This window comes from Rhodospirillales bacterium, assembly GCA_016710335.1.
In the GTDB taxonomy this organism is placed as follows: Bacteria; Pseudomonadota; Alphaproteobacteria; order Rhodospirillales; family Defluviicoccaceae; genus JADJXQ01.
In genome coordinates, this window is record JADJXQ010000003.1 from 230,427 (window position 1) to 255,319 (window position 24,893).

The window sequence follows — 24,893 nt, forward strand, 5'->3', positions numbered from 1 at the left end:
GGCCATGTTCGGACGACGGCAGTTCGGCAACGCCGCTGCGACGGCGCCGAAGGGGGGCGCACGCTCGTCGGCGAATGCCGCTCCCGAGCCCGACCCTCAGCGTCATGGGCCCGCGCAGGAGGTCGATCCCGATCCTCCCGTCGAGACGCCGGCACCGGATGGACCCGATCAGGACGAGACCCTGGGGCTTCTGGAGCGCGCCCTCCTGGAGATGCGCAAACGCTTCGCCGACCGGGCGGCGGCGGAGGTGAGTCGCGGCGACCTTGCAGCCGCCGCCGGCGACATCCTCGATGATCTTTCTGCCGCCGGCATGCCGCTGACCCCGCTGGAGCGCCGGGACGGGATCACCGCGGTTCTTTGCGCCTTCCTGGAAGATTCGCGCGAGAAAAAAAGCGAGCAGCCGCGCACGGCCAATGTCCGGCAGATCGTCGAAACCGCCCGTCAGCGGGTGCAGCCGATCCTGATGGAGCGCATCGACGTGGCCAAGGCGTCGGCGCTGGCGCGTCCGGAACTCGAGGCGCAGATCAACGAGGTCATCGCCGAAATCCTCTCGGAGGAGAAGCTTCAACTCAACTTCGTTGAGCAGCGGGAACTCGTCGCCACACTGCTCGACGAGATGCTCGGCCTGGGCCCGCTGGAGACGCTGCTCGCCGACGATGCGGTGACCGACATCATGGTCAACGGCGCCAAGCAGATCTACGTGGAACGTCGCGGCAAGCTGGAAATCACCGACGTGACGTTCCGCGACAATGCCCACGCCATGAACATCTGCACGCGCATCGTCAACCGGGTCGGTCGTCGCATCGACGAATCGACGCCGCTGTGCGACGCGCGGCTCCCGGACGGCTCCCGCGTCAACATCATCATTCCGCCGCTGGCGCTTGATGGGCCGACCATCTCGATCCGCAAGTTTGCCAAGCAGAAGATCACCATTGACACCATGGAGCGGCAGAAGAACTTGTCGCCCGAGGTCGCCAAGGTTCTCAAGATCGCGTCCCGCTGCCGCCTCAATATCGTCATCTCCGGCGGCACCGGCTCCGGCAAGACGACCCTGCTCAACGCCATGTCGCGGATGATCGATCCCGGCGAGCGCATCGTCACCATAGAGGACGCCGCCGAACTGCAACTGCAGCAGCCGCACGTTGTCCGCCTCGAGACGCGTCCGCCCAACCTCGAAGGGCACGGCGAGATCACCCAGCGCGACCTGGTCAAGAACGCCCTTCGCATGCGTCCCGACCGAGTGATCCTCGGCGAAATTCGAGCCGGCGAAGCCCTCGACATGCTGCAGGCGATGAACACGGGTCACGACGGCTCGATGTGCACCATCCACGCCAACCGGCCGCGGGAGGCGCTGACCCGGCTCGAGAACATGGTGGCGATGACCGGCGTCAAGCTTCCGAACGAAGCAGTGCGCTCGCAGATCGCCGGCGCGGTCAACATGATCGTCCAGATTGCCCGCATGCGGGACGGCGTCCGGCGCATCACGCATGTCACGGAAGTGGTGGGCATGGAAGGCGACATTATTACCAGCCAGGACCTGTTCACCTTCGAGTACACGGGGGAAACTCCGGACGGCAAATTGACGGGCGTGTTCAAGTCGTCGGGCCTGCGCCCGCACTTCATGACCCGCGCTCAATATTTCGGTCTCGACCGGGCGCTGATGGCGGCGATCGCTGCCGCCGATACCGGGGAGGTGCGGCGGTGACTTACGAACTGATGGTCATCTTTGCCGGCGTTCTTCTGGCAATCCTGGCGGTCGGCTTTGCGATCGGCGGCGCATTGTCGCCCGGCGCCAGCGTGCGGAAGCGCGCCATCCGGCTTTCCAGCGGCGATGCCGGCCGCACCTCCGCCGGCGCGGCTGTCGCGGTCGGCGGCGGCAGCATTCTGCGCTCCGAGGTGCAGGGAATCCGGATGCTGGAGGGGCTTGCCAAGCGCCTGCTGCCGCGTCAGTCGATGCTGACCGGACGGCTGCGGCGGACGGGCCTCGACATCACCCTCGGGACCTACCTGCTCTGCAGTGTCGGGATCGGCGCCGTCGTGTTCGGCGCCGGCGTTCTATTCGCTGGCATCTCGGCGCTCACCGCCAGTCTGATCGCGGTGTTCGTGGGCCTCGGGCTGCCGCACATGATCGTCGGACACTTGATCGCTCGGCGGCGCAAGAAGTTCCTGAGCGTATTTCCGGAAGCCATCGAGCTCATCGTGCGCGGCCTCAAGTCCGGCCTGCCGGTGTCCGAGGCGATGGCGGCAGTGAGCCGCGAGATTGCCGATCCGGTGGGCGTCGAGTTCCGCGCCATCATGGACACCGTCAAATTCGGCGGCAAGCTCGAAGAGGTGCTGTGGCAGACGGCGAAGCGGCTCGACATCGCCGAGCTCAACTTTTTCGTCATCAGCCTGTCGATACAGCAGGAAACCGGAGGCAACCTCGCAGAGACCCTGGGCAACCTCGCCGACATCCTGCGTCGCCGCCGCCAGATGAAATTGAAGATCAAGGCGATGTCCGGCGAGGCTCGGGCCAGCGCCTGCATCCTCGGCTCGCTGCCGTTCATCATGTTCGCCATCGTCAATGTCGTGAACCCGGGCTACGCGTCGGACTTGTTCACGGATCCGCGGGGCCTGGTGATGGTCGGGGCAGGCCTTCTCAGCATGCTGATCGGAGTGGCCGTCATGATCAAAATGATCCGGTTCGAGATATGAGCGTCGCCGACCCTTTCGCCTTCTTCGGCATCGACGGCGAGGCCGTCCTGGTCGCAATGGCGGCGATCGCTGCCTCGGCCACTGTGCTGGCGGTGTGGAGCGCTCTTCTGAGCCGCGATCCGGTCTCAAGCCGCATGCAGCGTTTGCGCCATCGGCAGGCGGAGCTGCGCGCGGGATACCAGAACGCCAAGCGCAGTCAGCATCGCAATGCCGCCGCGCTCGGCTTTATGCAACAGGTGGTGAGGCGCTTCGATCTGCTGAAGAGCAGAACCGCCGGCAGTGTCGCCGAGAGGCTATCGCGCGCCGGTTGGCGGTCGAAGGATGCGCTCATCATTTTCATGTTCATGAAGTTGTGCATGCCGTTCGTCGTCGGCGCCGTCGCCTTCCTGTTCATCGGCGGGCTCGACGCGTTCAAGCTTCCTCCCATGGCGCAAAATCTGCTGCCCCTGGCGTTCGTGTTGATCGGCTTCTATGTGCCGGAGGTGTTCGTCAAGAACGCCATCGCCAAGCGCGAGAAACTGTTGCAGAACGGGCTTCCGGACGCCCTCGATCTCCTGGTGATCTGCGCCGAGGCGGGGCTGTCGCTGGACGCGGCGCTGACCCGGGTATCGCGGGAGATGGCGCAGTCGAGCCCGGAGATCGCCGAGGAATTCGGCTTGACGGCCGTGGAACTGGGCTTCCTGCCGGAACGGCGTGGGGCGCTCGACAACCTGATGAAACGCTGCCACCTGCCGTCGGTGCGCGGCGTCGTCAATACGCTGCAACAGACGGAGCGGTACGGCACGCCGCTGGCGCACGCCCTTCGCGTCCTCTCGGCCGAATACCGTGACGAGCGCATGATGAAGGCGGAGGAAAAGGCGGCGAAGCTGCCGGCGGTGCTGACCGTGCCGATGATCATTTTCATCCTGCCGACCCTGATGATCGTGCTGATCGGCCCAGGCATCCTCCGCGTCATCGACGCCTTCTCCAACATGTAGCCGCGGCGCTTGCTCTACTAGTAGAATCCAGACGTTGTCTCTGAGGTGGGCCCGCAAGAGGGCTTGCCCGTCCGGGCAGCGCCCCACCCTTGTCATCCGAGCCCGTCCGTGGAACAGGCGCGACAATCCAGAACCTGGCGCCAAGGCGGGTGGGCGCGGCAACGGCAGCGACCTGGATCGGCCGCTGCCGCCTGGAACGGGACCCGAGCGCTAGCGGACCTCAGTCGCTCGGCGGGACGACCAAGCAGCCGATGTCGCGAGCGCTGACGGCCGTGCACAGTTCCTGGGCCTTGCGGTAGCTTGACGATGCGTCGACGCGAACCCGGTAGAAATAGCCCTTGTTGCCGACCTGAGCGCGGACATAACGGGGCTCGGCGTCGGGGAGGACGGGGGCGATCCGCGGTTTGATTCGGTTCCACTCGCTCCTGGCGCCGTCTTCGGTCTTGACAGAGGCAAGCTGCAACTGGAACTGCCGGGGCGCGGCCGCCTCGTGCAGCGGAGTGGCCGCCTCGTGCAGCGGAGCGGCCGGCTCGACCGGCGACGTGTCCGTCGCATGCGCCGCGGCCTCGGCAACCTGCGTCTGCTCCGCGACGGGTCCGGGCGTCTGTTCGGGCGGCGTCGGGGCCTGATCGGCCTCCGTCCCCTTCTCCGCCATCCGCTCTGTCTCCTCCGTGGCGTCCCTCGGCGCTTCCGGCTCGGCTGCGTCAACAACCTGTTCGGCCACTGGGAACGAATCCTCGTCCGCATCCCGCGCGGCCGGTGGGGCGACAGGGACTGCAGGCACCGGCACGGTCGGATCATCATCGAGATAGGCGCGAAGGCGCCAGGCGACGTCGTCGAAGCTGACGGTCTTGTTCGCTGCTTTGCCGGCGTCTTCGGTCGCGGCCGCCTGCAGTTCGGCCGGGGCGGGGGTAGGGGTGGGAGCGTGCTCGGCCTCGGCTGCCGCCGCAAGCCCGGTTGCTGGTGCCGGCTCCCCGTCGGCGCCGAGGTCGGCGACCACAGGCGGCGGTGCTTCGGCAGCCGCGGCGGGAGCCGACGGTAACGCGGCAGCATCGTCAACGCCCGATGCCTCTGCCGGTTGCGCTACGACGAGGACGGGGGCGGGGGCGGGATCGGGGTCGGGCGCCGCCGCGCCAACATCAGCGTCCGCGTCCGCGTCCGCGGTCTCGGCAGGCGTCTTCTCGGCCGGCTCGGGGGCAGCGGCCGCCGCCGGACGCTCGCGGGTCGGCAGGGTGGTGACGTAGGTGACGGGCGTGGCGAATGCGGATTCCTGCTCGAACGCGGCTTGAAGTGCTTCGCGGTCGTCGTTCAGCACGGCTGCGGGAGCGATATCCGTCTCATCCGGAATCCCTTGTGCGGACGCTTCCGCCGCCCCGCCCATGTTCGCAAAGAAGACCGCCTGGGCGAGGGCGCGGCCGCTGAGGCCCTGCAAGGACTGATAGAAGGCGAGGTTGTTCTGGACCTGTGTGGGGTCCAGATCCTGGCGAGCCACGTCGGCGGCGGCGTCGATGCGGCCCGAGAGCGCATACACGAGCGCCAGGTTCTGGCGGATGCGAGCGCCGTAACCCGGCTCGGCGGCAATGTCCCGGAGCATCGCAATGGCCTCGTCATGGCGCCCGCTGAGCGCCAAGGACAGCGCCAAATTGTTCTGGATCGAATGGTCGCCGGGTGCCGCGGCGAGACCGCTGCGATAGCTCTTCTGGGCGTCGGCATGGCGTCCGAGCAGGTCTTCAGCCACGCCCAGACCATTGAGAGCGCGAGGATCCCCCGGCCGTACCTGAAGCGCTCGGCGAAACTGCTCGGCCGCCTCTTCCGTGTAGTTGAGGGAGAGCAGGGCGGATGCGTACCCGCGCATGGCGTCCGCGTCATCCGGCGCGACGCTTTGCGCTTCGGCGAAGAAACCGGCGGCGCGATCGGCGTCCCCCATGCGGGCCGATATCCTGCCGAGTGCGATCAGCGGCTCGGCTTGCGCCGGCTCCAGTTCGATCGCCTGGCCATAAAGCGACGCCGCTGCAACCAGATCGCCGCCATCCTCGGCCTTTTCGGCGATACTCATCAGGCGCTGGTACCGGTCTGCGGGTGCGGTCGCTTGCGGCCCCCCGGACCAAGGGGCGCTGTTGCATGCCGTCAAGCCCAGGGCGGCGGCGAGAACGGCGATTGCCAGGGTCTGTGCCCTGGTTCTTGTTTGCGCGCGGGTTCTCGGGGGTCTGCGCGAAGAAGTCTCCATTGCTCCGGCCTCGATAAGTGTTGCTTGCACGTGGAGCCTGGCGGTTAAGGCTTGAAAGCAAGGGACAGCTAGCGCGCCGCGCCACGACTCGCCGGCACTAGATCATCAGTTGCGTTAACAGCCCGTTACCACCACCACCGCTGGAAGAGTTTGCGAAAGATCTAGCAAAGCATGCGTTGCCATCATTTCCATTGAATGTCGGGGGATGATGGGTTGAAATTCGCACCAGTTCCGGTTCATTAGCCTGATGGAAGACGGTCGAGTCGTCAAGAGGATTTGCTACCATTAGTATTGCGTGTGTCGAGGTGGTTCGAATCGGCCCGTGACCGCAAAGATCGTGAACGACGAGGGGAGACTGAAATGACGGCGCGGCAGCGGGCGCAGACGGTTCAGGTCAAGATCAGAATGAGGCCGCACCTGCGCCAAGCGCTGGAAGCGAGCGCCGCGGAACGCGGCAACTCCCTTAACGCCGAGGTCGTGTCACGCCTCGACGAAGCCTTTCTGAGCGAGCGGGACATCTATGGTGGGCCCCATACCGCGGCGCTGATGAAGCTTCTCGGACTGACGGTGCGGATGGTGGAACAGATGACCGGCAAGGCGTGGGACACCGACCTGGGAACCCAACATGCCATGCGCCGGGCGGTTGCCGGTGTGCTTGCAGTGGTGGACCGTGCCGCGGACGGCGGCGTTCAACAGGAGCACGAGGAGCAGGTGGGACTGCGGGCGGCGGTCAAGGCGCTACGCATGGCAGGCCTGTCGAAGCGGGAGATCGAGCGACACTTCAGCCCGGAAGCCGTCCTCGTCGATCGCGGCCGATCAAGGTAATCTCGCTGAAGCAGTAACTTACGTGCGGATGCTCAGTTTCGAGCTTGGCAATGAACCGGTTCCGGTCCTGCTGCAGATCAGTCAGTGCGCGACCAGGTGACGCCTGAATTCGACGGCGCCGCCAAGCAGTCCCAGAAACAGAACGCAGACGGCGAACACGCTCAGGGAGAACGCGACGGATGCGTGCGCCGAGATTCCATACGTCTGTAGCGCCAACAGTGCCGCGCCCTCGCGCGGGCCCAACCCGAGTAGGCTGACGGGGAGCAGTGACGCCAGCACCATCGCCGATCGGATCCAGCCGATTTCGATCAGGTCGAGCGGGAGGCCAAGGGCAAGCGCGAGCAGGTAGAAGGTGGCGATGCCGAGCAGGTGCTGGGCAATGGACAGCGCGAAGATGGCGCTGAAGCGTCTGCCCGGCATCGCCCGCGACTCCCAGACCGCCCTGCGGACGGTGGCAAACCGGGCGCCGAGGAAGCGATCGCCCATCCGCAGCAGCAATTGCTTCAGCGGCCACGGCCGCCGGGCGAGCAGTGCGGCGACGACGACTGCCATCGCTGTGAGGGTCGCGAGGTTGAGCGCGAGCCACAGCAAGCCATCCCGCGGCAAAGCCAGCAGCCAGAAGATACAGCCGACGACACAAAGGTTAAGCGTCGCCACCAGCCGGTCGGCGGTCGCGGCAAGGGCGCCGCCTGCATAATGACCATGCTTTCCGGACAAGCGATAGATGCGCACCGCCATCGTGGCGAGGGTGCCGCCGGGCATGATCAGGCCGTAAAGCCGAGTCGCCAGGTTCATCTCGAACACCTGGAGAGTGGACAATTGCAGCCGGTGTGCGTCGGCAAGGATGCGCAACTGGATGGATGCGAGCCATTCTGCACAAAGCGCCAGGGCGCAGGCCGCCAACAGCCACTTCCACGCCACCGCTCGGAGGCTCGCGACCACCTCATCCAGCGGAACGTACGCGACCAGGCATGCGACGATGAGCACGCCTATGGACAAGCGCACCAGCTTTGCTCCCGACCATGGCAGCTTCGCTGCAGGCGGTTTCGTCGCAGTCACGTCTGGGCTCGGGTCCACGATTGCTCGGATGACGTTATGGATGGTCATGAGGCCTTGCAATCGATCCTGCCACAGAATGGTGAATGGTCTCTTTCGATGCAGGGAGACCGGTTCAGTGGCGCCCACACAAAAGGCGCGCTCTCCCATGTGTCGCTACATCGGAGAGCGCGCCGCTACGGACGTTGCACTCTAACATGAAGGGTCGCGCAACGGATGTACAGCCCGGCGGGTCCCGCCGTGCGTTTAAGTTGTTTTTGCCCCGCCATCCACAATGTCGCGCGACGCAGAGCGGGGTAGAACGCTGGACGGGCGGAAGCGTTGGTGCTTTCCTTCTGCGCCTATCGAAAACACGCGGAACGCTGGAGGGGAGCATGGGCAAGAGCGGCGGGCAGGGCAGGTTGACGTTGACATACGTCGATGGGCGATGGCTCGATGGAGATCCCAAGCTGCTCGGCGCCCACAGCCACGCCGTCTGGCTGGCATCCGTGGCATTCGACGGCGCGCGCGCCTTCCGGGGGCTGGCGCCCGATCTTGATCGTCATTGCGCCCGTGCGGTTCGATCGGCTGAGTTGCTTGGCCTCGCGCCACAGGTGTCGGGCAAGCAGATCGAGACGGCGGCCTGGGAGGGGATCCGCCGCTTTCCGGATGACGCCGAGCTCTACATCTGCCCCATGTTCTACGCAGAAGACGGCTTCGTCGTGCCGGATCCGAAGAGCACCCGGTTCGTAATGACCGTGCGGGAGTCGCCGCTGCCGGCGGGCCACGGGTTCAGCGCCTGTCTGTCGCCTTTCCGGCGGCCGGCGCGCGACATGGCGCCGACCGAAGCAAAGGCGTCCTGCCTCTACCCCAACGTCGCGAGAGTCGTCAGCGACGCGATGGCCCGAGGTTTTGACACGGGCGTGGTTTGTGATCCCAACGGAAACGTCGCCGAATTCGCCTACATGAACCTGTTTTTCGTCCGGGACGGGGTGGTCTTTACACCGGCGGCGAACGGCACCTTTCTCAACGGCATCACCAGGCAGCGAGTGGCGGAGCTGTTGCGCAAGGACGGGGTCGAAGTCATAGAGCGGGCCGTGTCGTTCGAGGAACTGCTCGCTGCGGACGAGCTTTTGCCACCGGCAACTATGCGAAGGTCCAGCCGTGCACGCGATCCAGGATCGCCGCCTCCAGCCGGCCCGCTGACCAGCCGGGCGCGGGAGCTTTACTTTGACTTCGCGTGCTTATGCACCGGGCCCGATGCATGAGCGGTGTGAGCTGTTCGACGACAACATTTGCATGGCGCGTCGACCGGACCGGGCTCTACCGCTCCCGGAATGATGAATGGATGGAGGCGTAGACGGGCTTGAGGATGTATTGCAGCAGTGTCTTGTCGCCGATGCCGATATCCGCCTGGACGGTCATGCCGGGCAGCAGCTCGTTCTGGCGGGGGTCGGCGCCGACGAACTGCTGATCGAGCCAGATCGTCCCCTTGTAGTACGGGAGTCCCTGTTCATCGACGAAGGTGGACGCCGACACGTCGACGAGCGTGCCGGGCACGGCGCCATAGCGGGCGAAATCGAAGGTGTTGACCTTCACCTTGACCGGCTGGCCGATCCGGACATGGCCGATGTCGGCGGTGGAAATGCGCGTTTCGGCCACCAGCCTGCCGGTCGGAACGATCTCCACGATCGGTTCGCCGGCGCCGATCACGCCGCCGGCCGCAGTCATCTGCAATCCCTTGACGATGCCGGCAACCGGCGCCTTGATGTCCAGGCGCGCGATCTGATCCTCGAGGCGTACGATGGTCTGATGGACCTCCGCGATCTCGCCGGCCACCTCGCCCATTTCCGACAAGGCTTCGGTCTGTAACCGCATGTCCAGTTCCACGAGGCGGCTTCGGGCCTCCGCCAGCGCGTCGGCGCTCTTCTTCCGCTCGTTTCGCGCGGCGGCGAGATCCCCGCGGGCCTCGTTGACGCGGCGCTGGACGTCCAGATACAGAATCTTGGACTGCAGTTGCTGCTTGTGCAGCGTTTTACGCATCTTGAGCTCTTCTTCCAGCAGCGCCACGGCGTCTCCGGCGGTCGCTTCCCGCGCATCGAAGCCGTCCTGCTCCGCCTCGCGCTGGGCGATCTGCTGACGCAGGACATCCCGCTGGCTGTTGCGACTGTTCACCTGGGCGCGGAAGATGGTCGTCTGGTCTTCGACCAGGCCTCGGTACTCAGGGCCGGCGAACGAAAAATCGGGCTCGCGGTCGGTCGCGAAGGCGAGCAGGCGGACGCTTTTGAGCTTCAGGCCATTGAGGCGCGCGCGCATCCGGTTGAGCTCGGCAACGGCCGCGGCATCGTTCAATTTGAGCAGGGTCTGCCCAGCTTCCACCAGACTGCCGTCGCGCGCCAGCACCGCCGTGACGACGCCACCGTCGGGATGCTGAACCACCTGGTTTCGCAGGCTCGGGATCAGCGAACCGGGAGTGACCGCGGTTTCCTCGATCCGCGCCACCCCGGCCCAGATCAGGAACCCGCAGACCATGGCGCCGATAGTGAAGGTGGCAAGGCGCACCAGCCGCGGCGAGCCAGCCTCTTCCAGGTAATCGGACTGACCGAGACAACGCACCTGACGCCGAGAGAGACGCACCGGCGGCAAGGCGGGCGCGCCTTCGACAAGCTGTTTCATCGCATTTCCTTCGGCATCGCCTGAAGTACTTCGTTGGCCGGCCCGAACGCCACGACGCGGCCAGCATCCATCCACAAGATCTTGTCGGCGAGCCGCAGGTGGCTCGGCCGATGGGTGACAATGACGACGCTGGTCCGTCCCTTCATGCGGTCGACGGCGGCGATCAGCGCCTTGTCGCCCGCGAAATCGAGGCCGTTGCTCGGCTCATCCAGCAGCACTAGCGGCGCACGCTTGAGAAACACACGCGCCAGGCCCAGTTGCTGGCGGAAGCTGGTGGGCAGGGTAGCGGTCGCGGCGTCGCCGATGCGGGTCGCAAACCCCTTGGGCAGCGCGAGGACGCTGTCCAGAATACCGGCCTCGGCGCACGCCCACTCGAGTTCGGCGTCCGTAGCGACCGGCTGCGCCAGGCGCAGATTCTGCGCGAGCGTCCCGTAGAAAAGGTCGCAGTGCTGCGGCAGGTAGGCGATCAGATCACGGACGGCGACCGGATCAAGCTGACGGATGTCGTTGTTGTCGAGGTCGATGCGGCCCGCCTGCGGCGCATAGAGGCCGAGGATGACCTTGAGCAGGGTCGACTTGCCGGATCCCGATCCGCCGACGATGGCGAGCACCTCGCCCGGGGTTATCGTGAAGTTGACGCCCAACAGAGCCGGCTGAGCGTCGGGAGCGTAGCGCAGCGACACGTTGGAGAAGCGCACGTGCCCGCCGAGCTTGCGGAGCGGCGACAACATGGCGTCAGGGTCGCGCTCCGACGGCATGGTCATCAAGGTGTCGATCTGACGGATGCTGGAGCGCACCTGGGTCAGCCGGCTGAAGGTGACGAAACCGGTCTGCAGCGGCGCCAGCACCCGCCATACCAGGATCATCGCCGCGATCAGGCCGCCCGGCGTCAGGCTTGCCTCGAACACCTGAACAACCCCGAATGACACCGTGGCGACGCCGGCGCCCATCATCACGAGGTGCGACAGATTGTTGATGAGGGCGTTGATCAGGCCGGAATGGAAGTTGCTGAGGCACGCTCGCGCCGACAGGTTGCGATAGCGCTCGAGCCAAACCTGTTCCGCCGCGGCGTACTTGATGGCGCGCAGCCCGGAGACCATCTGCGCCAGGAACTCCTGGCGCTGCGAGGCCGCGCGGGACGACTTCGCAACGGTCGTGCGCACCACTGGCGACATCAGCGCACCGAGCAGCAGGAACAGCGCGATGGCGCCGATGGGGACGAAGGCGAGGGGGCCGGCGATCAGGGCGATGACGGCGATAAACAGCAGCGCGAACGGGGTCTCGACCAGAGCAAACGCCAGCGGCCCGGTAAAGAAATCGCGCACGTTCTCGAAGTCGCGGAGCCGCGTCACCTGCGCGCCGACGGTTGCCCGTTCGATGAAGGCGGTAGGCAGCGACAGAATCTTCCGAAAGATGGCGATGCTGGCGATGTGGTCGAGGCGGGCGCCGACCATGCTCATGATTCGAGAGCGAATCCACCGCAGCAACGCGTCACTCACCAGCGCCAGCGCGACCCCCGCCGCGAGATACGCAAGGGTCGAGGTGGAGCCGGAGCCGATTACCTTGTCGTAGACGGCCATGACGAACAAAGGCGTCGCCAAAGCGAGGACATTGAGCGCCAGCGTCAATGCGATTGCATGCACCGTGAACCCGCGGAAGCGCCCTGCGATCCCCGCGAACCAGCCGCCGTGCTTGCGCGCCTGCCGGTCTTCGACCTCGTCCCGCAGCGAGAAAACGTATGCCGTGCCGCGCCATGACGGCACCGGCACCTCGCGGTAGGTGTCGACAGCGGCGTCGTAGATCATAAGCGAGCCGCCATCCGCCTTGATGGCGACGGCGGCGGCGCGATCGTCCGGCACGAACAGGCACGGCATCAGGCGCGGATCGAGCCGGTCGAGACGGCAGCGCACCGGCTGGCTGTCGTACTGCAGGCGGGCCATGGCGTTGCGCAGCCCGGTGATGTCGAGGTCGTCGACGAAATGGGGCAGCGCGTCCGCCACATGCCGCACATGCCCGTGCCAATGCAGCGCCCGCAATAACGGCTGCAGACAGAGGCAGAGGTCGGTCCTGGTGTTGAGCGCCTCCAGCGTCTCCCAACGGTCGAACGGATCCGCTTCATTGACCGGTGACGGGAGCGCGGTTTCCCGGTGTATTGCGGCGGCCAGAGCATTGTTCATCGCCGTCTAGGCTCCTGCCCTGAGCGCGAACTTGGCGGCCGGTTGTTGCTCGCGCGGCGAAAGAACACCGTTGTTCAGCTCGAACACCCGGTCGGCGAGAGCGACGAACGACGGCCGGTGGGTGACCAGCACCTGGACGATCTCGCCCTTCAGCTTTTCCAGGAGCCTGCGCAGCAGTTCGTCGTGCCGGCGATCGAGGCCCATGTTGGCCTTGTCGAACAACAGCATCACAGGGTCGTTGATCAGTGCCCGGGCGAAGCCGATCTGCTGCCTGATCCCCCGTGGCAACTGGTCGTCGGCGCCGTAGCCGATCCGCGTGCCGTAGCCGAGCGGCATGTGCGCCACCGGATCGTCGAGGCCGACCCGCTCCGCCACCTCGCGCACCCGGGCCGCCAGTTCGGGTCGGAACATGGTGATGTTGTCGGCGATGGTGCCGTCGAACAGGGTGACGTGCTGCGGGAGGTAGGCGATCTGTCCGCGCACCAGGGCCGGCTCGATGCTCGCCATGTCGAAGCCATCGATCAGCACGGTGCCGGCGCGCGGCCGCAGCAGCCCCATCATCAGGAACAGCAGCGTCGTTGTGCCGCTGGCGTTGCCGCCGAGCACGGCGATGGTTTCGCCCGGCTCGATGCTGATCGTGGCCCCGGCGATCACATCCTGCTCGGCGCCGGGATAGCGGAACGACACGTCGCGCAATTCGATGGCGCCGGTCAGCTTCGCCGGTGCGGCGCCGGCGTTCCTGTTCTCCTGTTGCAGGGCGAAGATCTTGGCGATGCGGGCGCGCGCCAGCCGCACCTTCTGAAACCGCGTCCAGATGCCGACGGCGCGCTGCAACGGCTGCATGGCGCGGCTCGAGAGGAGGGTGCAGGCCGCAAGGCCGCCGACGGTCAACCCGCCGTTCATGGCGATGATGGCCCCCAGCCCGACCACGCCGAACAGCGTGAGCTGCGAGAACAGCACGCCGACTCCGAGGGCGGAGGCGCTGTGTTGGGCGACGTCGTGCTGGTGTGCCGCGGCGGATTCCTGAAGCCGCTCGTAGCGCCGCAGCATCAGGTTCTCCACCGCCAGGGACTTGACGGTGTGCACCCCCTGCAGCACCTCGACGATGAAGTTGAGGCGGCGATCATCGGCGTTCATGCGCTCGGCCAGAGATGCGCGCAGCCGGTTGCCGACGATCAGCGCCGCGACGACGAAGACGATCATGATGGCGATCGGCACCAGAACGAGCGTTCCGGCGAGATAGCCGACGGCGCAAAGAAAGAGTATCGAGAACGGCAAGTCGCAGAGGATGACGATCGCCTGCCCGGCGTAGAACTCGCGAAGAGCCGAGAGCGCCTGCAGGCGGTTGAGGTGGACGCCGGCGCCGTCGTGCTCCAGCTCCTCAAGCTCGGCGCGGAGCAGGTGCTGCACGGCGGCACACGACAGGCCATGCTCCATCTGCGCGCCCTTCCAGCCGTTGAGGTAGTCCCGCCCCATGCGCAGCAGCACTTCCAGAACCAGCGCGGTGATCACGCCGGTCATCAGCAGCGCCAGCGTGCTGGTGGCGGTATTCGGGATGATGCGGTCGTAGACCTGCAACAGCGCCAGCGGCATCGCCAGCGACAGCACGTTGATCAACACCGAACACGACAGCAGATCGGCGGTGCTGCCGGGCATCCAGCCCGATGCGACGCCCATGCCGCGCAAGGCCTTCGGGAGCGGGTCTCTCAGCATGTCGACCGTTCTCAGTGCAGTTCGGAGCAGCCGGTCCGGCCAGGCTTGCGGTCGGGCTACCGTTGTCGGCATGATGGGGGAAGAGGCTTACCGTCCGGTAAAATTCGACCGGCATTGTTCCTGTAGTTCGCGGCGAGGCTGCGAAAGATGCGGCTGGCTCGCGTAAACTGGTGCACAGACCCGATCGAACCGTTCAGTCGAATGGGTCATCGTGCGCACGAGAATCAACAGGTTGCGTGCAGCGGTGCATTTTTTGCACGCACCGCTTCACTAGACAGCATTTCTCAATCTGTCATGAGACAAAGAGGGATGCCGCAGCTACCATTGCACCCGCTCGATTTCCTGGAAGGACAGCGACGAGCCGTCGTCGAACTCAATGGTGCCGGTGGCGCCATCGAAGTCCTCATAGGCCCGGGCGGCATCGGTGCCCGCGAATGTCGGGCCGCCATCGATGTGCAGGGTCCAGCCCTGGGAGACGCCGCACAGGTCGAGCGTGTCGAAGTCCGCCCCCCCGGCCACCGTGTCGGTCCACGCTGCGCCCGGGTCGTCGAAGCTGGAGTCGCCCCAGACGAACAGGTCGTCGCCGGCGCCGCCGAGCATGGTGTCGCTCCCGGCGCCGCCATGAAACACATCATCCCCGGCCCCGCCGTGCAGGTGGTCGTTGCCGGCGCCGCCGTCGAGGCTGTCGTTGCCGTTGCCGCCGCTGAGGCGGTCGCTGCCGGCGTCGCCGTGGAGCGTATCGTCGCCGACGTTGCCCCATAGCACGTCGTCGCCGTCGCCGCCCGAGATGCGGACGTCGCCGTATGTGTAGGTGGCGCTAGTGAGGTCGACCACGTCGTTGCCGCCGCCGGCATCAATGCTCTCGACGCTGGTGAGGCGGGCGGCGATCGCATCGGGTGCGGGCGACAGGCCGTCATCCAGGAACAGCGCGTCGTTGCCGTCGGTCATCTGCAACGTGTCGTGGCCGTCGCCGCCGTCGAACCGATCGAACGAGCGGTTCATGCCGCCGATGTTGTGCCGGTCCGCCGAGTCATCCATGTTCATCGCAGCATAGCCGTTGGCCCATGCGCCATCCGCCGAGAACTGGAGGACGTCGTCACCGGCGCCGCCGGAGAGGGCGTCACTGCCCTGGCCGCCAGCCATCGTGTCATTGCCGCCACCGCCGGCAAGCACGTCATTCCCGGAACCGCCGTGCAAGACATTGTTTCCGGCATCGCCCGTCAGAACGTCGTGCCCGGTTCCGCCGGTGACGTTCTCGAAGCCGTCGAAGCGGTCGCCTTCCGCGTCTCCTCCTGAAGCCAATCCGCTGCCGAGGTCGACGGCCACCCCGACAGTGTCGCTAGCATAGCTGAGGGTATCGTCGCCGTCGCCACCATAGAGTCGATCGGCGCCGCCGCCGCCCCGCATCTCGTCGGCGCCGTCGCCGCCGTGCAGGTAGTCGTTGCCGTCGCCACCGACGAGCCTGTCACTGCCGTCGCCGCCGTAGAGGTAGTCGTTGCCACCGCCGCCGGTCAGCGCATCGTCGCCGGCGTAGCCGTGCAGATCGACCCGCCCGCTCGCGCCCGAGGCGTCGAAGGTGTCGTTGCCGGCGTTGCCGACCGCGGTCTCGATGCTGGAGGCGGCGAGATCGAGCGCCACACCGTCAGAGCCCTGAACGTCGACCCGGTCGCTGCCGTCGCCGCCGTCCACGACGGTGTCGAGGGCGTCGATCATCAGGCGGTCGTTGCCGGCGCCGCCCCGCAATTCGTCGGCGCCGTCGCCGCCGTGCAGGTAGTCGTTGCCGTCGCCGCCCGACAGCATGTCGTTGCCGTCGCCGCCGTAGAGGTAGTCGTTGCCGCCGCCGCCGGTCAGCGCATCGTCGCCGGCGTAGCCGTGCAGATCGACCCGCCCGCTCGCGCCCGAGGCGTCGAAGGTGTCGTTGCCGGCGTTGCCGACCGCGGTCTCGATGCTGGAGGCGGCGAGATCGAGCGCCACACCGTCAGAGCCCTGAACGTCGACCCGGTCGTTGCCGTCGCCGCCGTCCACGATGGTGTCGAGGGCGTCGATCATCAGGCGGTCGTTGCCGGCGCCGCCCCGCAACGCGTCGGCGCCGTCGCCGCCGTGCAGATAGTCGTTGCCGCCGCCGCCCGACAGCATGTCGTTGCCGTCGCCGCCGTAGAGGTAGTCGTTGCCGCCGCCGCCGGTCAGCGCATCGTCGCCGGCGTAGCCGTGCAGATCGACCCGCCCGCTCGCGCCCGAGGCGTCGAAGGTGTCGTTGCCGGCGTTGCCGACCGCGGTCTCGATGCTGGAGGCGGCGAGATCGAGCGCCACACCGTCAGAGCCCTGAACGTCGACCCGGTCGTTGCCGTCGCCGCCGTCCACGATGGTGTCGAGGGCGTCGATCATCAGGCGGTCGTTGCCGGCGCCGCCCCGCAATTCGTCGGCGCCGTCGCCGCCGTGCAGGTAGTCGTTGCCGTCGCCGCCCGACAGCATGTCGTTGCCGTCGCCGCCGTAGAGGTAGTCGTTGCCGCCGCCGCCGGACATGTCGTCGTTGCCGTCGCCGCCCACGAGATGGTCTCGGCCGTCAGTCCCGGAAACGGCTTCCGTGTAGGCGACCTCGACTGTCGGCGGGCCGGCGGGCTCGACAGGCTCCTGCGCTTCGGCGGGGTCCGGTCCGGCCGTGCCTTCCCCGGCGCCGTCACCGGCGCCGGCGGAAGGGGCGGGGGCGCCGACGACGGTCTGCATCGGAGCTTGATCACCGTGGACTTGGCCAGCGCTCGGCCCATCCGCCGACCCAGCTTCGTCAAGGATCGACGAGGAGGCGCGACGTTCCCCAGAGACCTCTTGCGGCGCCTCCCCTGTGCCATCCTCGCTTCGGTTCTGCGCGAACGCTCCGGTCGGATTCATTGATTCCGGTCCGTCCGCAGGCGCATCCACGGCCCTGTCGCCGCCATCAACCGGCGTGGTGCCCGGACGGTTGCTGTGAGGAGCACCCGAGGGCGCGGCGAAAAGGCGCTCGGCCACGTCAACGGTCGCCGCATCGGCTTCGGTCGCCGGAGCCTGGCGGTCGGCAAGTGCAGGGCCTGCGCCGGTCCCGCCCCGCTTGTCGGTCGAGTCGACGCCTGCATGAATGGACCCTAGGGCGGCCGCGCTCTCTAGCGGCGCGGAATCTCCGGCGGAGCGTCCAAAGTCGCGGGCGCTCAGATCGGGTACGTCGCTGCCGCGGATCATTTCCACATCCAGACCGCGCCCATCGTCATGAGAGCGCCCGGTGGACGGCGGGAGAGATGCCTTGTTCATGATTGTGAGTCCATCCATGCGGTCGTGGGTCGGGCCAGTCGGCGGACAAAGGTTCGGCGGACAGAGGTCCAGTGTCGTCTCCGGCGCTTGAACACACTTTTAGATTGTATCGGAAGACGTGAACGTTCCGTTAAGGCGCGCCGCCGCTTTCGCCACGGGGTCTGCAGGTGGAAGCGGCTAACCGTACAGGAGCGAACAGATGAAGACGGCGGCGGCTATGCCGGCAGCATCGGCGGAGAGGGCCGCGATCAGCGTGTGGCGGATCCGCCGGATGTTCACCGCGCCAAAGTACACGGCGAGCACATAAAACGTCGTCTCGGTCGATCCCTGGAAGGTGCTGACCAGGATCCCGGTGTAGCTGTCCGGACCGATCGTCGGGTCGTTGATGATCGAAGCCAGAACCCCGTAGGCTCCTGATCCGGACAGCGGCCGCAGTAGCGCCATCGGCAGGGCTTCGGCCGGCAGGCCGACGGCGCCGGTCAGCGTCCCGAGTGGCGTGACGAGCACCCCCAGCGCCCCGCTGGCGCGGAACATGGCGACTGCGACCAGAATCGCGACCAGGTACGGTATGATGCGCACCGCCACCTGGAACCCCTCGCGGGCACCGTCCACCAGCGTCTCGTAGACGCGCACCCCGCGCACCATCCCGAACGTCAGCAGACCGATCATCAGGCCCGGTATGATCCAGGGCGCAATGCCGCGCCCATAGACGATGGTCAGCGGCACCAGGGCGACAAGTCCCCCCAGGACGACGACCGAAACCCACAAGGGATAGCCGCTGTCCGATAGTCCGAGGTCCGGCGCCATGCTGTCACTCGTGGCTGCACTCGTGCTGTCACCCGTCCTTGCGCCGGACGTCTCGGCGAGCGCAGCAGCCGCCGGCGTATCTTCCTTGCGCGCGGCGGCCGGGCCTGATGAACGCCGCTGCAGCATCTTGGCCATGACGATGGCGATGGTGGTGGAGCAGATGGTCGCGAACAGGGTGGTCGGCACGATTGCCGCCGGATCGTCGGAGCCTGCTGCTGCCCTCAATGCGATGACCCCGGTCGGGAGCAGGGTCACGCTAGAGGTGTTGATGGCCAGGAACAGCGCCATCGCGTTGGTCGCCGTGCCCTTGTCGCGATTGAGGGTGTCCAGTTCCTGCATGGCCCGAATGCCGAAGGGCGTCGCCGCGTTGGCGAGACCAAGGGCATTCGCGGAGATGTTGAGAATCATCGCTCCCATTGCGGGATGATCGACCGGCACCTCGGGGAAGAGGCGCTGCATCAGCGGCCGCACGACGCGGGCGATGATCACCAGGAGGCCGCCAGCCTCGGCCACCTTCATCAGCCCGATGAACAGCGCCATGACGCCGACGAGGCCGATCGCCAGGGTCACCGCGCCTCCAGCGGCGTCGATCATCGCCGTCCCGAGCGCCTCCATCGGCGGCGCCGCGTCCGTTGCCCCCGGTTGCCACAGGATCTGGCGGTAGCCGGCGACGACGAACGAAACGGCAACAAGGGCGAAGAAAATGACGTTCAAGGCAGAGGCCGGAGCGATGGTGCAGCGAACGATTGACCCGAACCCGGTCAGGCGCGGGATATTGGTGCAGCGGCGGTCGTCTCCGCAAGCTGATACCGCTGCCGGTGTTGAAACGGCGGTTGGTGGCGATGGTAATCATTCCGCAGCACATGCCGGCATACAGTCCGATTCGATGTCTTCGGGATGGATGCGACGGTCATGCGGGTGTTGCGCACGATTTTGGGGGTGATCGCGGCCACGCTTGCGGTGGGGCTGGCGGGCTTCCTCGTCCATGGCTTTTTCGATGCAGGCACCGCCGTCGACGACAGCCACAGGCGGTTCGCCGGGCGGCGCGCCGATCCCGATCTGACGCTGACACAGGTGAGTCCCGCGGCTGCAGGGCTGGCGGTTTCTCCGCGGCACGGGCGCGCGCCGTCCGTTGCTGGCCGTAGCGTTTCAACGCCTGGCTCGGACCGCCAGGCACCGGCCCCCTACGAGGTGGATGAGGTCCTTGTCGCCGATCCGCCGGCGCATTTTTGGAGCGCGGCCGCTGCAGACGGGCTTCGACTGGTGTCGTCGGTGACCCTGCCGAAGCTTGGGTTGACGCTCCATCGGTTACGGTTGCCTGCGGCCGATCGTGTCGCCGCGCGCATCGAAACCCTCCGGGGCCGCTTCCCGCGGCTGCTCGTGGACGCCAACCATCACTACCGGATCGCCGGCGAGGAGGAGTTTTCGGTGAGTTACGGGCGTGCGCTGATCGGCTGGAACAACATCCCCGCGGACTGCGGACGCGGCGCCGTGATCGGCATGATCGATGCCGGCATCGATGCCGCGCATCCGGCGCTGGTTTCCGCCAACCTGACCTACCGTTCGTTCCACCGCGCCGGCCGCCGGCCGGGGGCAGCCGACCACGGCACCGCCATCGCCGCACTCCTCGTGGGCAGTCCCGGCGCCGGTCGCGGCTGGGGAGGGCTGGTGCCGGGCGCCCACCTCAATGCTGCGAACGTGTTCGAATACAACGGGAACGGCGACATGATCGCCACGGCGGGCGCGCTGCTTGAGGCGGTGGAGTGGATGGTGGAGCGCAAGGTGCCCATCATCAATATCAGCCTCGCCGGGCCCGACAACCGCATCGTGAGGACGGTCGTCGCCATGGCTCGGGATTGGGGGCTGGTCCTCGTCGCGGCCGCCGGCAACGGTGGCGCCGCGGCGCTGCCGGCCTTTCCGGCCGCCTATTCGGACGTCATCGCGGTGACCGCCGTGGAAGCGGACCGCACCATCTACGAGCACGCCAACCGCGGCCACTACGTGGAATTCGCGGCGCCAGGGGTGCGGGTGTGGACGGCGGTCCCTGACGGTGGGCGCTACCAGAGCGGAACCTCGTTCGCGACGCCTTACGTGAGCGCCGTTGCCGCGTTGACCGGTGAGAATGGCGAACCGGCGGGACTGGAGGCGGTGCGCGAAGAACTCCGACTCGACGCCGTCGACCTCGGCCCTGCGGGGCGCGACGACATGTTCGGCTGGGGAATGGTGACGACAAGCCCTAGGTGCGGAAAGCCTGTCGGATCCGCATGAGAAACCCGCTCTGGCCGTCCGGCAGGCTCACGGCTCGGCCTCGGTGGAATTCGCGAGCACCCGCACCAGCCCGAACAGCCGTTTCCGCACCTGAGGATCGTAGATCCGAAAGTAATTGTGCATCAACTCGAACGATTCGCGCGACGTCATCGGGTCGCTTTCGAACTCGGGGATCGGCACGTCTGCGAATCCGGGGCTGAACACGTTACCCGTCTCCAGGGTGTCTTCGGCAGGCAACCCTTCGAAGAAAAATGACACTTCCACGCCCAGCGCCTTGGCAATGCGAAACAGATTGCTGGCTCCGACACGGTTGGTGCCGCTCTCGTACTTCTGGATCTGCTGAAACGTGACGCCGATCGCCTGACCAAGCTTTGTCTGGCTAATGCGCAAGCCCAAACGCCGGCCGCGAATGCGCGCGCCGACATAGCGATCTATGGGATCCGGTCCCTCTTCCGTCACCGAGCGTCTCATGGCGAGAAGACTACCCTCAATTGCACCGGTTGTCGAGATGCTCACCGTAGTGTCTCCTGGCAATCCATCATCTTTGCAATCGATTGTCGATAAGGAACGTCGCTTCGTACCAGAGACCGAACATCCACGTTGCTCCCCAGCGCGGTGATTATCCTTTGAATCGATTGTGACTTTGCATTCTGTCGGGGGCGTGGCACCATCGTTGGTCAGCTTCAGCGAATCGCCGTAAACAAGGGAGTTCCGACGATGTCGAGCGCCGCTGCCGTGCGAATCGGCGACAGCGAGCGATCGGCTCGGTTGTCGCTTGGGTTGTCATGCCTCGGACACCTGTACGCCCACCTGTTCGCGCCGATCTTCTACGTCGTCGTCCTCGCCCTCGACTCTGAACTCGGCCTCAGTCACGGCGAGACGGTGAGCCTGATCCTCGCCGGCAATGTGCTTTTCGGCGTGGCGGCGCCGGTCGCAGGCTGGCTGGGCGATCGCTGGAGCGCCACCGGGATGATCAGCGTGTTCTTTGTCGGCACCGGCACGGGCATGATGTTGACCGGCCTCGCGACGTCGCCGTTCCAGATCGCGGCCGCCCTTGCCGTGACCGGCCTGTTCGCATCCATCTATCATCCCGTCGGCATCGCGTGGCTGGTGCGCAACGCGCGGGCGCGCGGCATGGCGCTCGGCGTCAACGGGGTGTTCGGTGGCGTCGGTCCTGCGGTCGCGGCTATTTCGGCGGGCGTACTGACGGAGGTTTGGGGGTGGCGGTCGGCGTTCCTGGTGCCCGGCGCCGTCGTCTTCGCAACCGGTGGGGTGTTCCTGTGGCTGGTCTGGCGGCGATGGATCGTCGAAGTGCGTGAGGATCGCCACCGGGAGGCTCCGGCGACGCGGCGCGACGCGGCGCGGGCATTTACCGTGCTCGCCGTCACCATGCTGTGCAGCGGCCTGATTTACCAGGCGACGCAACCGGCGCTGCCCAAGGTCTTCTCGGAGCGGCTGGCGGACGTTCTGGCCGGCGGCGTCGTCGGCGTATCGGTCCTTGTCGCCGTCGTCTATCTCACTGCAGGCGCCTTGCAGGTGCTCACCGGTTACCTTGCCGACCGGTATCCGATGAAGACCGTCTACGTCACCTGCTATGCCCTGCAGATACCGTTTCTGGTCCTGGCTGCGGGTGCGGGCGGGGCAGAGTTGGTGCTGGTGGCGATAATCATGGTGTCGGCCAATGTCGGCGTACTGCCGGCCGAGAACAGCTTGGTTGCCCGCTATGCGCCCAGCCGCTGGCGCGGGCTGGCTTATGGCCTGAAGTTTGTTTTGGCTTTCGGTATCAGCGGCTTTGGCGTCCGTCTTGAAGCCGCGATCTATGACAGGACGGGAGACTTCTGGTGGCTGTTCGTGGCCTTGGCAACCATTGCCGCGGTCGGCGTGGCCGCCGCGACGTTGCTGCCGTCGGAGCGGCGGACGCCGGCGCCGGCCGCGGCCGAATAGCGGACGGCGCTATCTCGCCAGCCGGAGCAGCGCCCTGACCGGACGATGATCGGAGCCCCGGGAGGCGAGGACCCGCACGTCCTCAACCACGATCCCGCGAACCAGGATATGATCGAGGCGTAGCCCCAGCGGGCCCAGCCAATGCGGCCATGTCCCGTCCAGCAGGCCGGTCGGGCGAACGTCTGCGATAGATGAGAATCGTTTTAGCACAGGAGCATAGGGCGTTGCGTTGAAGTCGCCGGCGACCATGAGCGGACCCGGGCAATGCGCCACGCGCGCCGCCACGCCGAGCAGGTAACGATCGCGCGTGGCCGTCCGTTGCGGCGTCAGTGGTGGCTCGACCGTGTCGACGACCGCAAGCCACAGGTCTTTGGCCGGGGAAACCGCAAGCCGCACCAGCGCCGCAGCGCGCCCGTCGGGGGGTCGCTTCAGCTTGAAGGTGTCGATGACCGGAAACACCGACAGAACCGTGATGGCGCGCGCCTCGGGAAACTCGGCGCCGTCAAGGCCGGCATCGAAGAGGCTGGTTTGATAGGGATAGGCGCCATCGTCGCGAAGCGCCGCAGCGAATGTCGCCGGTGCTTCCTGCAGCGCCACCACGTCCGCCGGCCGCGTCATCAGCCACGCCCGGAGTTCGTCTTTACGAGGGTTCCGGTCGAACATGTTGAAGGTAATGACGCTGACCGATGGTCCCGCCGCTTCGCCGGCGCGGGCGCCTGGAGCCGTCTCAATCGTCCACGCATCAACTGCGAAGAACACTGTAACGGCGGCGGCAAGCACCGCCGCCAAGCGCATCCCGAGCAAAAGAGCCGAACCGGCAATGATCGTGCCGGCAACCGCATACTGCGGTGCGAAATGCGTCAAAAGCTCCAGTGGCCAATGGTTTGGCGCGAGCGCCTGGACCACCGCCGTAAGAACGATGCCCGCAAGGGCGAGCCAGACCAAAGCACGCCCTCGACCATACGGCGAGGCTGGTATCCTCAAGGGCGGCGTGTCTGGGCTTCGACGCCGTCCAACGCCCCGCCGCACAAGGCGATCGGTTGCTGGATGGCGAGCAGGTCCAGGAGTGTTCGGTCAGGCCACATGTTCGGTTCCACGCGCACCACTGCAGGGGGCCGCCTCGCCGCCGCCTATCGAGTCGGTTTGTCCTGCTCGATGACGCGGTCCTCGAAGTCGCGCGGAAGATACCCTTGTCGCTTCCACAGGGCATAATCCTCATGGAACGCCTTCTGCGACTCCCAGATGGTCCTGAACATCTTGTCGGCGGCCGCTTCCTCTTCGAGAACCTCCTGGGTGACACGATAAAGCTCGGCCAGCACCGGCTGCGGCACCTGGCGCGGCGTGACGCCGGCGTCCTTGTAATCAGCGATCACCGGGCCCTGATTGGCTTCCGACTTTGACAGACCATAGGTGGTCCCCGCCATGCAGCCCATGGTGATCATCGCCTGGTCCTGATCGCTCGTCTCACGCCAGACCTTCCCGTTGACGAGGATATGCATAGCCGTAAAGGTCTGCTGCCAGCCCGGGAAGTAGTTGTTCTTGACGATCTGGCCCAAGCCCAGCGTCTGGTCCACTTCCGGCAAGGAGGACTCGCTGGCGTCGATGGCGCCCTCTTCCAAGGCCCGGTAGATATCCGCGACGGGCAGCATCGTCACGGAGGCGCCAAGCTTCTGCAGGACCTTGCTGCCGAGACCGGCAAACCGGATCTTCAGGCCGTTCAGGTCGTCGAGCGACGCGATTTCGTTGCGGAACCATCCGGCGGAATCCGGTCCGATGATGCCGCACAGAATGGGGTGGATATCGAACGCGTCATAAACCTCCTCCGCCAACGCCTGGCCCCCGCCGTGGTGCCACCACGCCATGTACTCCCACGGCTCGAAGCCGAACGGGGCGCCAGCGAGCAGCGGCGCCGCCGGGATTCTTGCCGTGTCGTAGCCGATCCAGGTGTAGCCGGCGTCCACCTGCTCGCCGTCACTGACAGCTTCCGTAATCTGGAACGCTGGCACCAGCCTGCCCGGCTCATAAAGATTGAGCTGAATGTCGCCATCGCTGGACTTGTTCAGCATCCGGACGACCCACGGGGCCGTGTCGCCGAGGGCGGGAAGCCTGGTCGGAAATCCGGCCGCGACCCGCCAGCGGACCTTTTCGGCGGCCTGAGACGGCAGTGCCCCGACACCAGCGACGAATGCCCCCGCGACAGCGGCGACGAGGAGTGTACGCAGGCAATGGCGGACGGTCATGTGGAATCCTTGCGATCGATACATAACGTTA

At 66.4% G+C, this 24,893-nt stretch carries 16 protein-coding genes and 1 pseudogene; 7 read left to right on the plus strand and 10 right to left on the minus strand.

The annotated features are described in order from the left end of the window. Positions 1 to 211 precede the first annotated feature (211 nt). Genes IPM60_06895 through IPM60_06905 form a run of 3 tightly spaced genes read left to right on the plus strand, consistent with a single transcriptional unit; the run spans position 212 to position 3,671 of the window. Positions 212 to 1,705, plus strand: a complete 1,494-nt coding sequence (locus tag IPM60_06895; protein ID MBK8907624.1) for a CpaF family protein — start codon at positions 212 to 214, stop codon at positions 1,703 to 1,705. Next, complete coding sequence (locus tag IPM60_06900) at positions 1,702 to 2,694, plus strand: type II secretion system F family protein (GenBank protein ID MBK8907625.1); 993 nt, start codon at positions 1,702 to 1,704, stop codon at positions 2,692 to 2,694. The genes IPM60_06895 and IPM60_06900 overlap by 4 nt, the downstream gene beginning before the upstream one ends. After that, on the plus strand, positions 2,691 to 3,671 hold the full coding sequence (locus IPM60_06905; protein MBK8907626.1) for a type II secretion system F family protein: 981 nt from the start codon (positions 2,691 to 2,693) through the stop codon (positions 3,669 to 3,671). The genes IPM60_06900 and IPM60_06905 overlap by 4 nt, the downstream gene beginning before the upstream one ends. A gap of 220 nt (positions 3,672 to 3,891) precedes the next feature. On the opposite strand, the gene IPM60_06910 is transcribed toward IPM60_06905, so the two are convergent. Beyond that, positions 3,892 to 5,727 (minus strand): tetratricopeptide repeat protein, encoded by a 1,836-nt coding sequence (locus tag IPM60_06910; protein ID MBK8907627.1) that lies wholly within the window; start codon positions 5,725 to 5,727, stop codon positions 3,892 to 3,894. Positions 5,728 to 6,258: 531 nt separating this feature from the next. Here IPM60_06910 and IPM60_06915 point away from each other — a divergent pair. Continuing rightward, on the plus strand, positions 6,259 to 6,723 hold the full coding sequence (locus tag IPM60_06915; GenBank protein MBK8907628.1) for a hypothetical protein: 465 nt from the start codon (positions 6,259 to 6,261) through the stop codon (positions 6,721 to 6,723). Between the two features lie 81 nt (positions 6,724 to 6,804). Here the strand turns inward: IPM60_06915 and IPM60_06920 are convergent, their stop codons facing one another. Then, complete coding sequence (locus IPM60_06920; protein ID MBK8907629.1) at positions 6,805 to 7,728, minus strand: flippase-like domain-containing protein; 924 nt, start codon at positions 7,726 to 7,728, stop codon at positions 6,805 to 6,807. 425 nt (positions 7,729 to 8,153) lie between these two features. Here IPM60_06920 and IPM60_06925 point away from each other — a divergent pair. Continuing rightward, positions 8,154 to 9,026, plus strand: a pseudogene (locus tag IPM60_06925) (branched-chain amino acid aminotransferase). 55 nt (positions 9,027 to 9,081) lie between these two features. On the opposite strand, the gene IPM60_06930 reads toward IPM60_06925, so the two are convergent. The 5 genes from IPM60_06930 to IPM60_06950 form a co-directional block, all read right to left on the minus strand. After that, positions 9,082 to 10,434 carry an HlyD family type I secretion periplasmic adaptor subunit gene (locus IPM60_06930; GenBank protein MBK8907630.1) on the minus strand — a complete coding sequence of 451 codons (1,353 nt, stop codon included), beginning with the start codon at positions 10,432 to 10,434 and terminating at the stop codon, positions 9,082 to 9,084. Then, positions 10,431 to 12,611: an ATP-binding cassette domain-containing protein gene (locus IPM60_06935; GenBank protein MBK8907631.1), complete on the minus strand. Its 2,181-nt coding sequence runs from the start codon at positions 12,609 to 12,611 to the stop codon at positions 10,431 to 10,433. The genes IPM60_06930 and IPM60_06935 overlap by 4 nt, the downstream gene beginning before the upstream one ends. A 6-nt stretch (positions 12,612 to 12,617) precedes the next feature. Next, positions 12,618 to 14,324, minus strand: a complete 1,707-nt coding sequence (locus IPM60_06940) for an ATP-binding cassette domain-containing protein (protein ID MBK8907632.1) — start codon at positions 14,322 to 14,324, stop codon at positions 12,618 to 12,620. Between the two features lie 318 nt (positions 14,325 to 14,642). Next, positions 14,643 to 17,603: a hypothetical protein gene (locus IPM60_06945; GenBank protein ID MBK8907633.1), complete on the minus strand. Its 2,961-nt coding sequence runs from the start codon at positions 17,601 to 17,603 to the stop codon at positions 14,643 to 14,645. Positions 17,604 to 17,780: 177 nt separating this feature from the next. Beyond that, the gene (locus IPM60_06950; protein ID MBK8907634.1) at positions 17,781 to 19,124 is read right to left on the minus strand and encodes a spore maturation protein; all 1,344 of its coding nucleotides are present in this window, start codon (positions 19,122 to 19,124) and stop codon (positions 17,781 to 17,783) included. A gap of 183 nt (positions 19,125 to 19,307) precedes the next feature. Here IPM60_06950 and IPM60_06955 point away from each other — a divergent pair, with 183 nt between their 5' ends. Further along, entirely contained in the window at positions 19,308 to 20,678 is a 1,371-nt protein-coding gene (locus IPM60_06955; GenBank protein MBK8907635.1) for a S8 family serine peptidase, read from the plus strand. A 27-nt stretch (positions 20,679 to 20,705) separates the two neighbouring features. Here the strand turns inward: IPM60_06955 and IPM60_06960 are convergent, their stop codons facing one another. Beyond that, positions 20,706 to 21,149, minus strand: a complete 444-nt coding sequence (locus IPM60_06960) for a helix-turn-helix transcriptional regulator (protein MBK8907636.1) — start codon at positions 21,147 to 21,149, stop codon at positions 20,706 to 20,708. A gap of 246 nt (positions 21,150 to 21,395) precedes the next feature. Here IPM60_06960 and IPM60_06965 point away from each other — a divergent pair, with 246 nt between their 5' ends. Beyond that, the gene (locus tag IPM60_06965; protein MBK8907637.1) at positions 21,396 to 22,622 is read left to right on the plus strand and encodes an MFS transporter; all 1,227 of its coding nucleotides are present in this window, start codon (positions 21,396 to 21,398) and stop codon (positions 22,620 to 22,622) included. Between the two features lie 9 nt (positions 22,623 to 22,631). Here the strand turns inward: IPM60_06965 and IPM60_06970 are convergent, their stop codons facing one another. Both IPM60_06970 and IPM60_06975 read right to left on the minus strand, forming a co-directional pair. Then, the gene (locus tag IPM60_06970; protein ID MBK8907638.1) at positions 22,632 to 23,567 is read right to left on the minus strand and encodes an endonuclease/exonuclease/phosphatase family protein; all 936 of its coding nucleotides are present in this window, start codon (positions 23,565 to 23,567) and stop codon (positions 22,632 to 22,634) included. 185 nt (positions 23,568 to 23,752) lie between these two features. Further along, on the minus strand, positions 23,753 to 24,862 hold the full coding sequence (locus IPM60_06975) for a TRAP transporter substrate-binding protein (GenBank protein ID MBK8907639.1): 1,110 nt from the start codon (positions 24,860 to 24,862) through the stop codon (positions 23,753 to 23,755). Positions 24,863 to 24,893 lie beyond the last annotated feature (31 nt).

What these genes read in the sequence shown, in the direction of transcription:
- IPM60_06930 (MBK8907630.1), bottom strand. Translation starts at nt 10,434, where the DNA reads ATGAAACAGCTTGTCGAAGGCGCGCCCGCCTTGCCGCCGGTGCGTCTC.
- IPM60_06910 (MBK8907627.1), bottom strand. Translation starts at nt 5,727, where the DNA reads ATGAGTATCGCCGAAAAGGCCGAGGATGGCGGCGATCTGGTTGCAGCG.
- IPM60_06965 (MBK8907637.1), top strand. Translation starts at nt 21,396, where the DNA reads ATGTCGAGCGCCGCTGCCGTGCGAATCGGCGACAGCGAGCGATCGGCT.
- IPM60_06905 (MBK8907626.1), top strand. Translation starts at nt 2,691, where the DNA reads ATGAGCGTCGCCGACCCTTTCGCCTTCTTCGGCATCGACGGCGAGGCC.
- IPM60_06940 (MBK8907632.1), bottom strand. Translation starts at nt 14,324, where the DNA reads ATGCTGAGAGACCCGCTCCCGAAGGCCTTGCGCGGCATGGGCGTCGCA.
- IPM60_06915 (MBK8907628.1), top strand. Translation starts at nt 6,259, where the DNA reads ATGACGGCGCGGCAGCGGGCGCAGACGGTTCAGGTCAAGATCAGAATG.
- IPM60_06975 (MBK8907639.1), bottom strand. Translation starts at nt 24,862, where the DNA reads ATGACCGTCCGCCATTGCCTGCGTACACTCCTCGTCGCCGCTGTCGCG.
- IPM60_06960 (MBK8907636.1), bottom strand. Translation starts at nt 21,149, where the DNA reads ATGAGACGCTCGGTGACGGAAGAGGGACCGGATCCCATAGATCGCTAT.
- IPM60_06955 (MBK8907635.1), top strand. Translation starts at nt 19,308, where the DNA reads ATGGATGCGACGGTCATGCGGGTGTTGCGCACGATTTTGGGGGTGATC.
- IPM60_06895 (MBK8907624.1), top strand. Translation starts at nt 212, where the DNA reads ATGCGCAAACGCTTCGCCGACCGGGCGGCGGCGGAGGTGAGTCGCGGC.
- IPM60_06935 (MBK8907631.1), bottom strand. Translation starts at nt 12,611, where the DNA reads ATGAACAATGCTCTGGCCGCCGCAATACACCGGGAAACCGCGCTCCCG.
- IPM60_06945 (MBK8907633.1), bottom strand. Translation starts at nt 17,603, where the DNA reads ATGAACAAGGCATCTCTCCCGCCGTCCACCGGGCGCTCTCATGACGAT.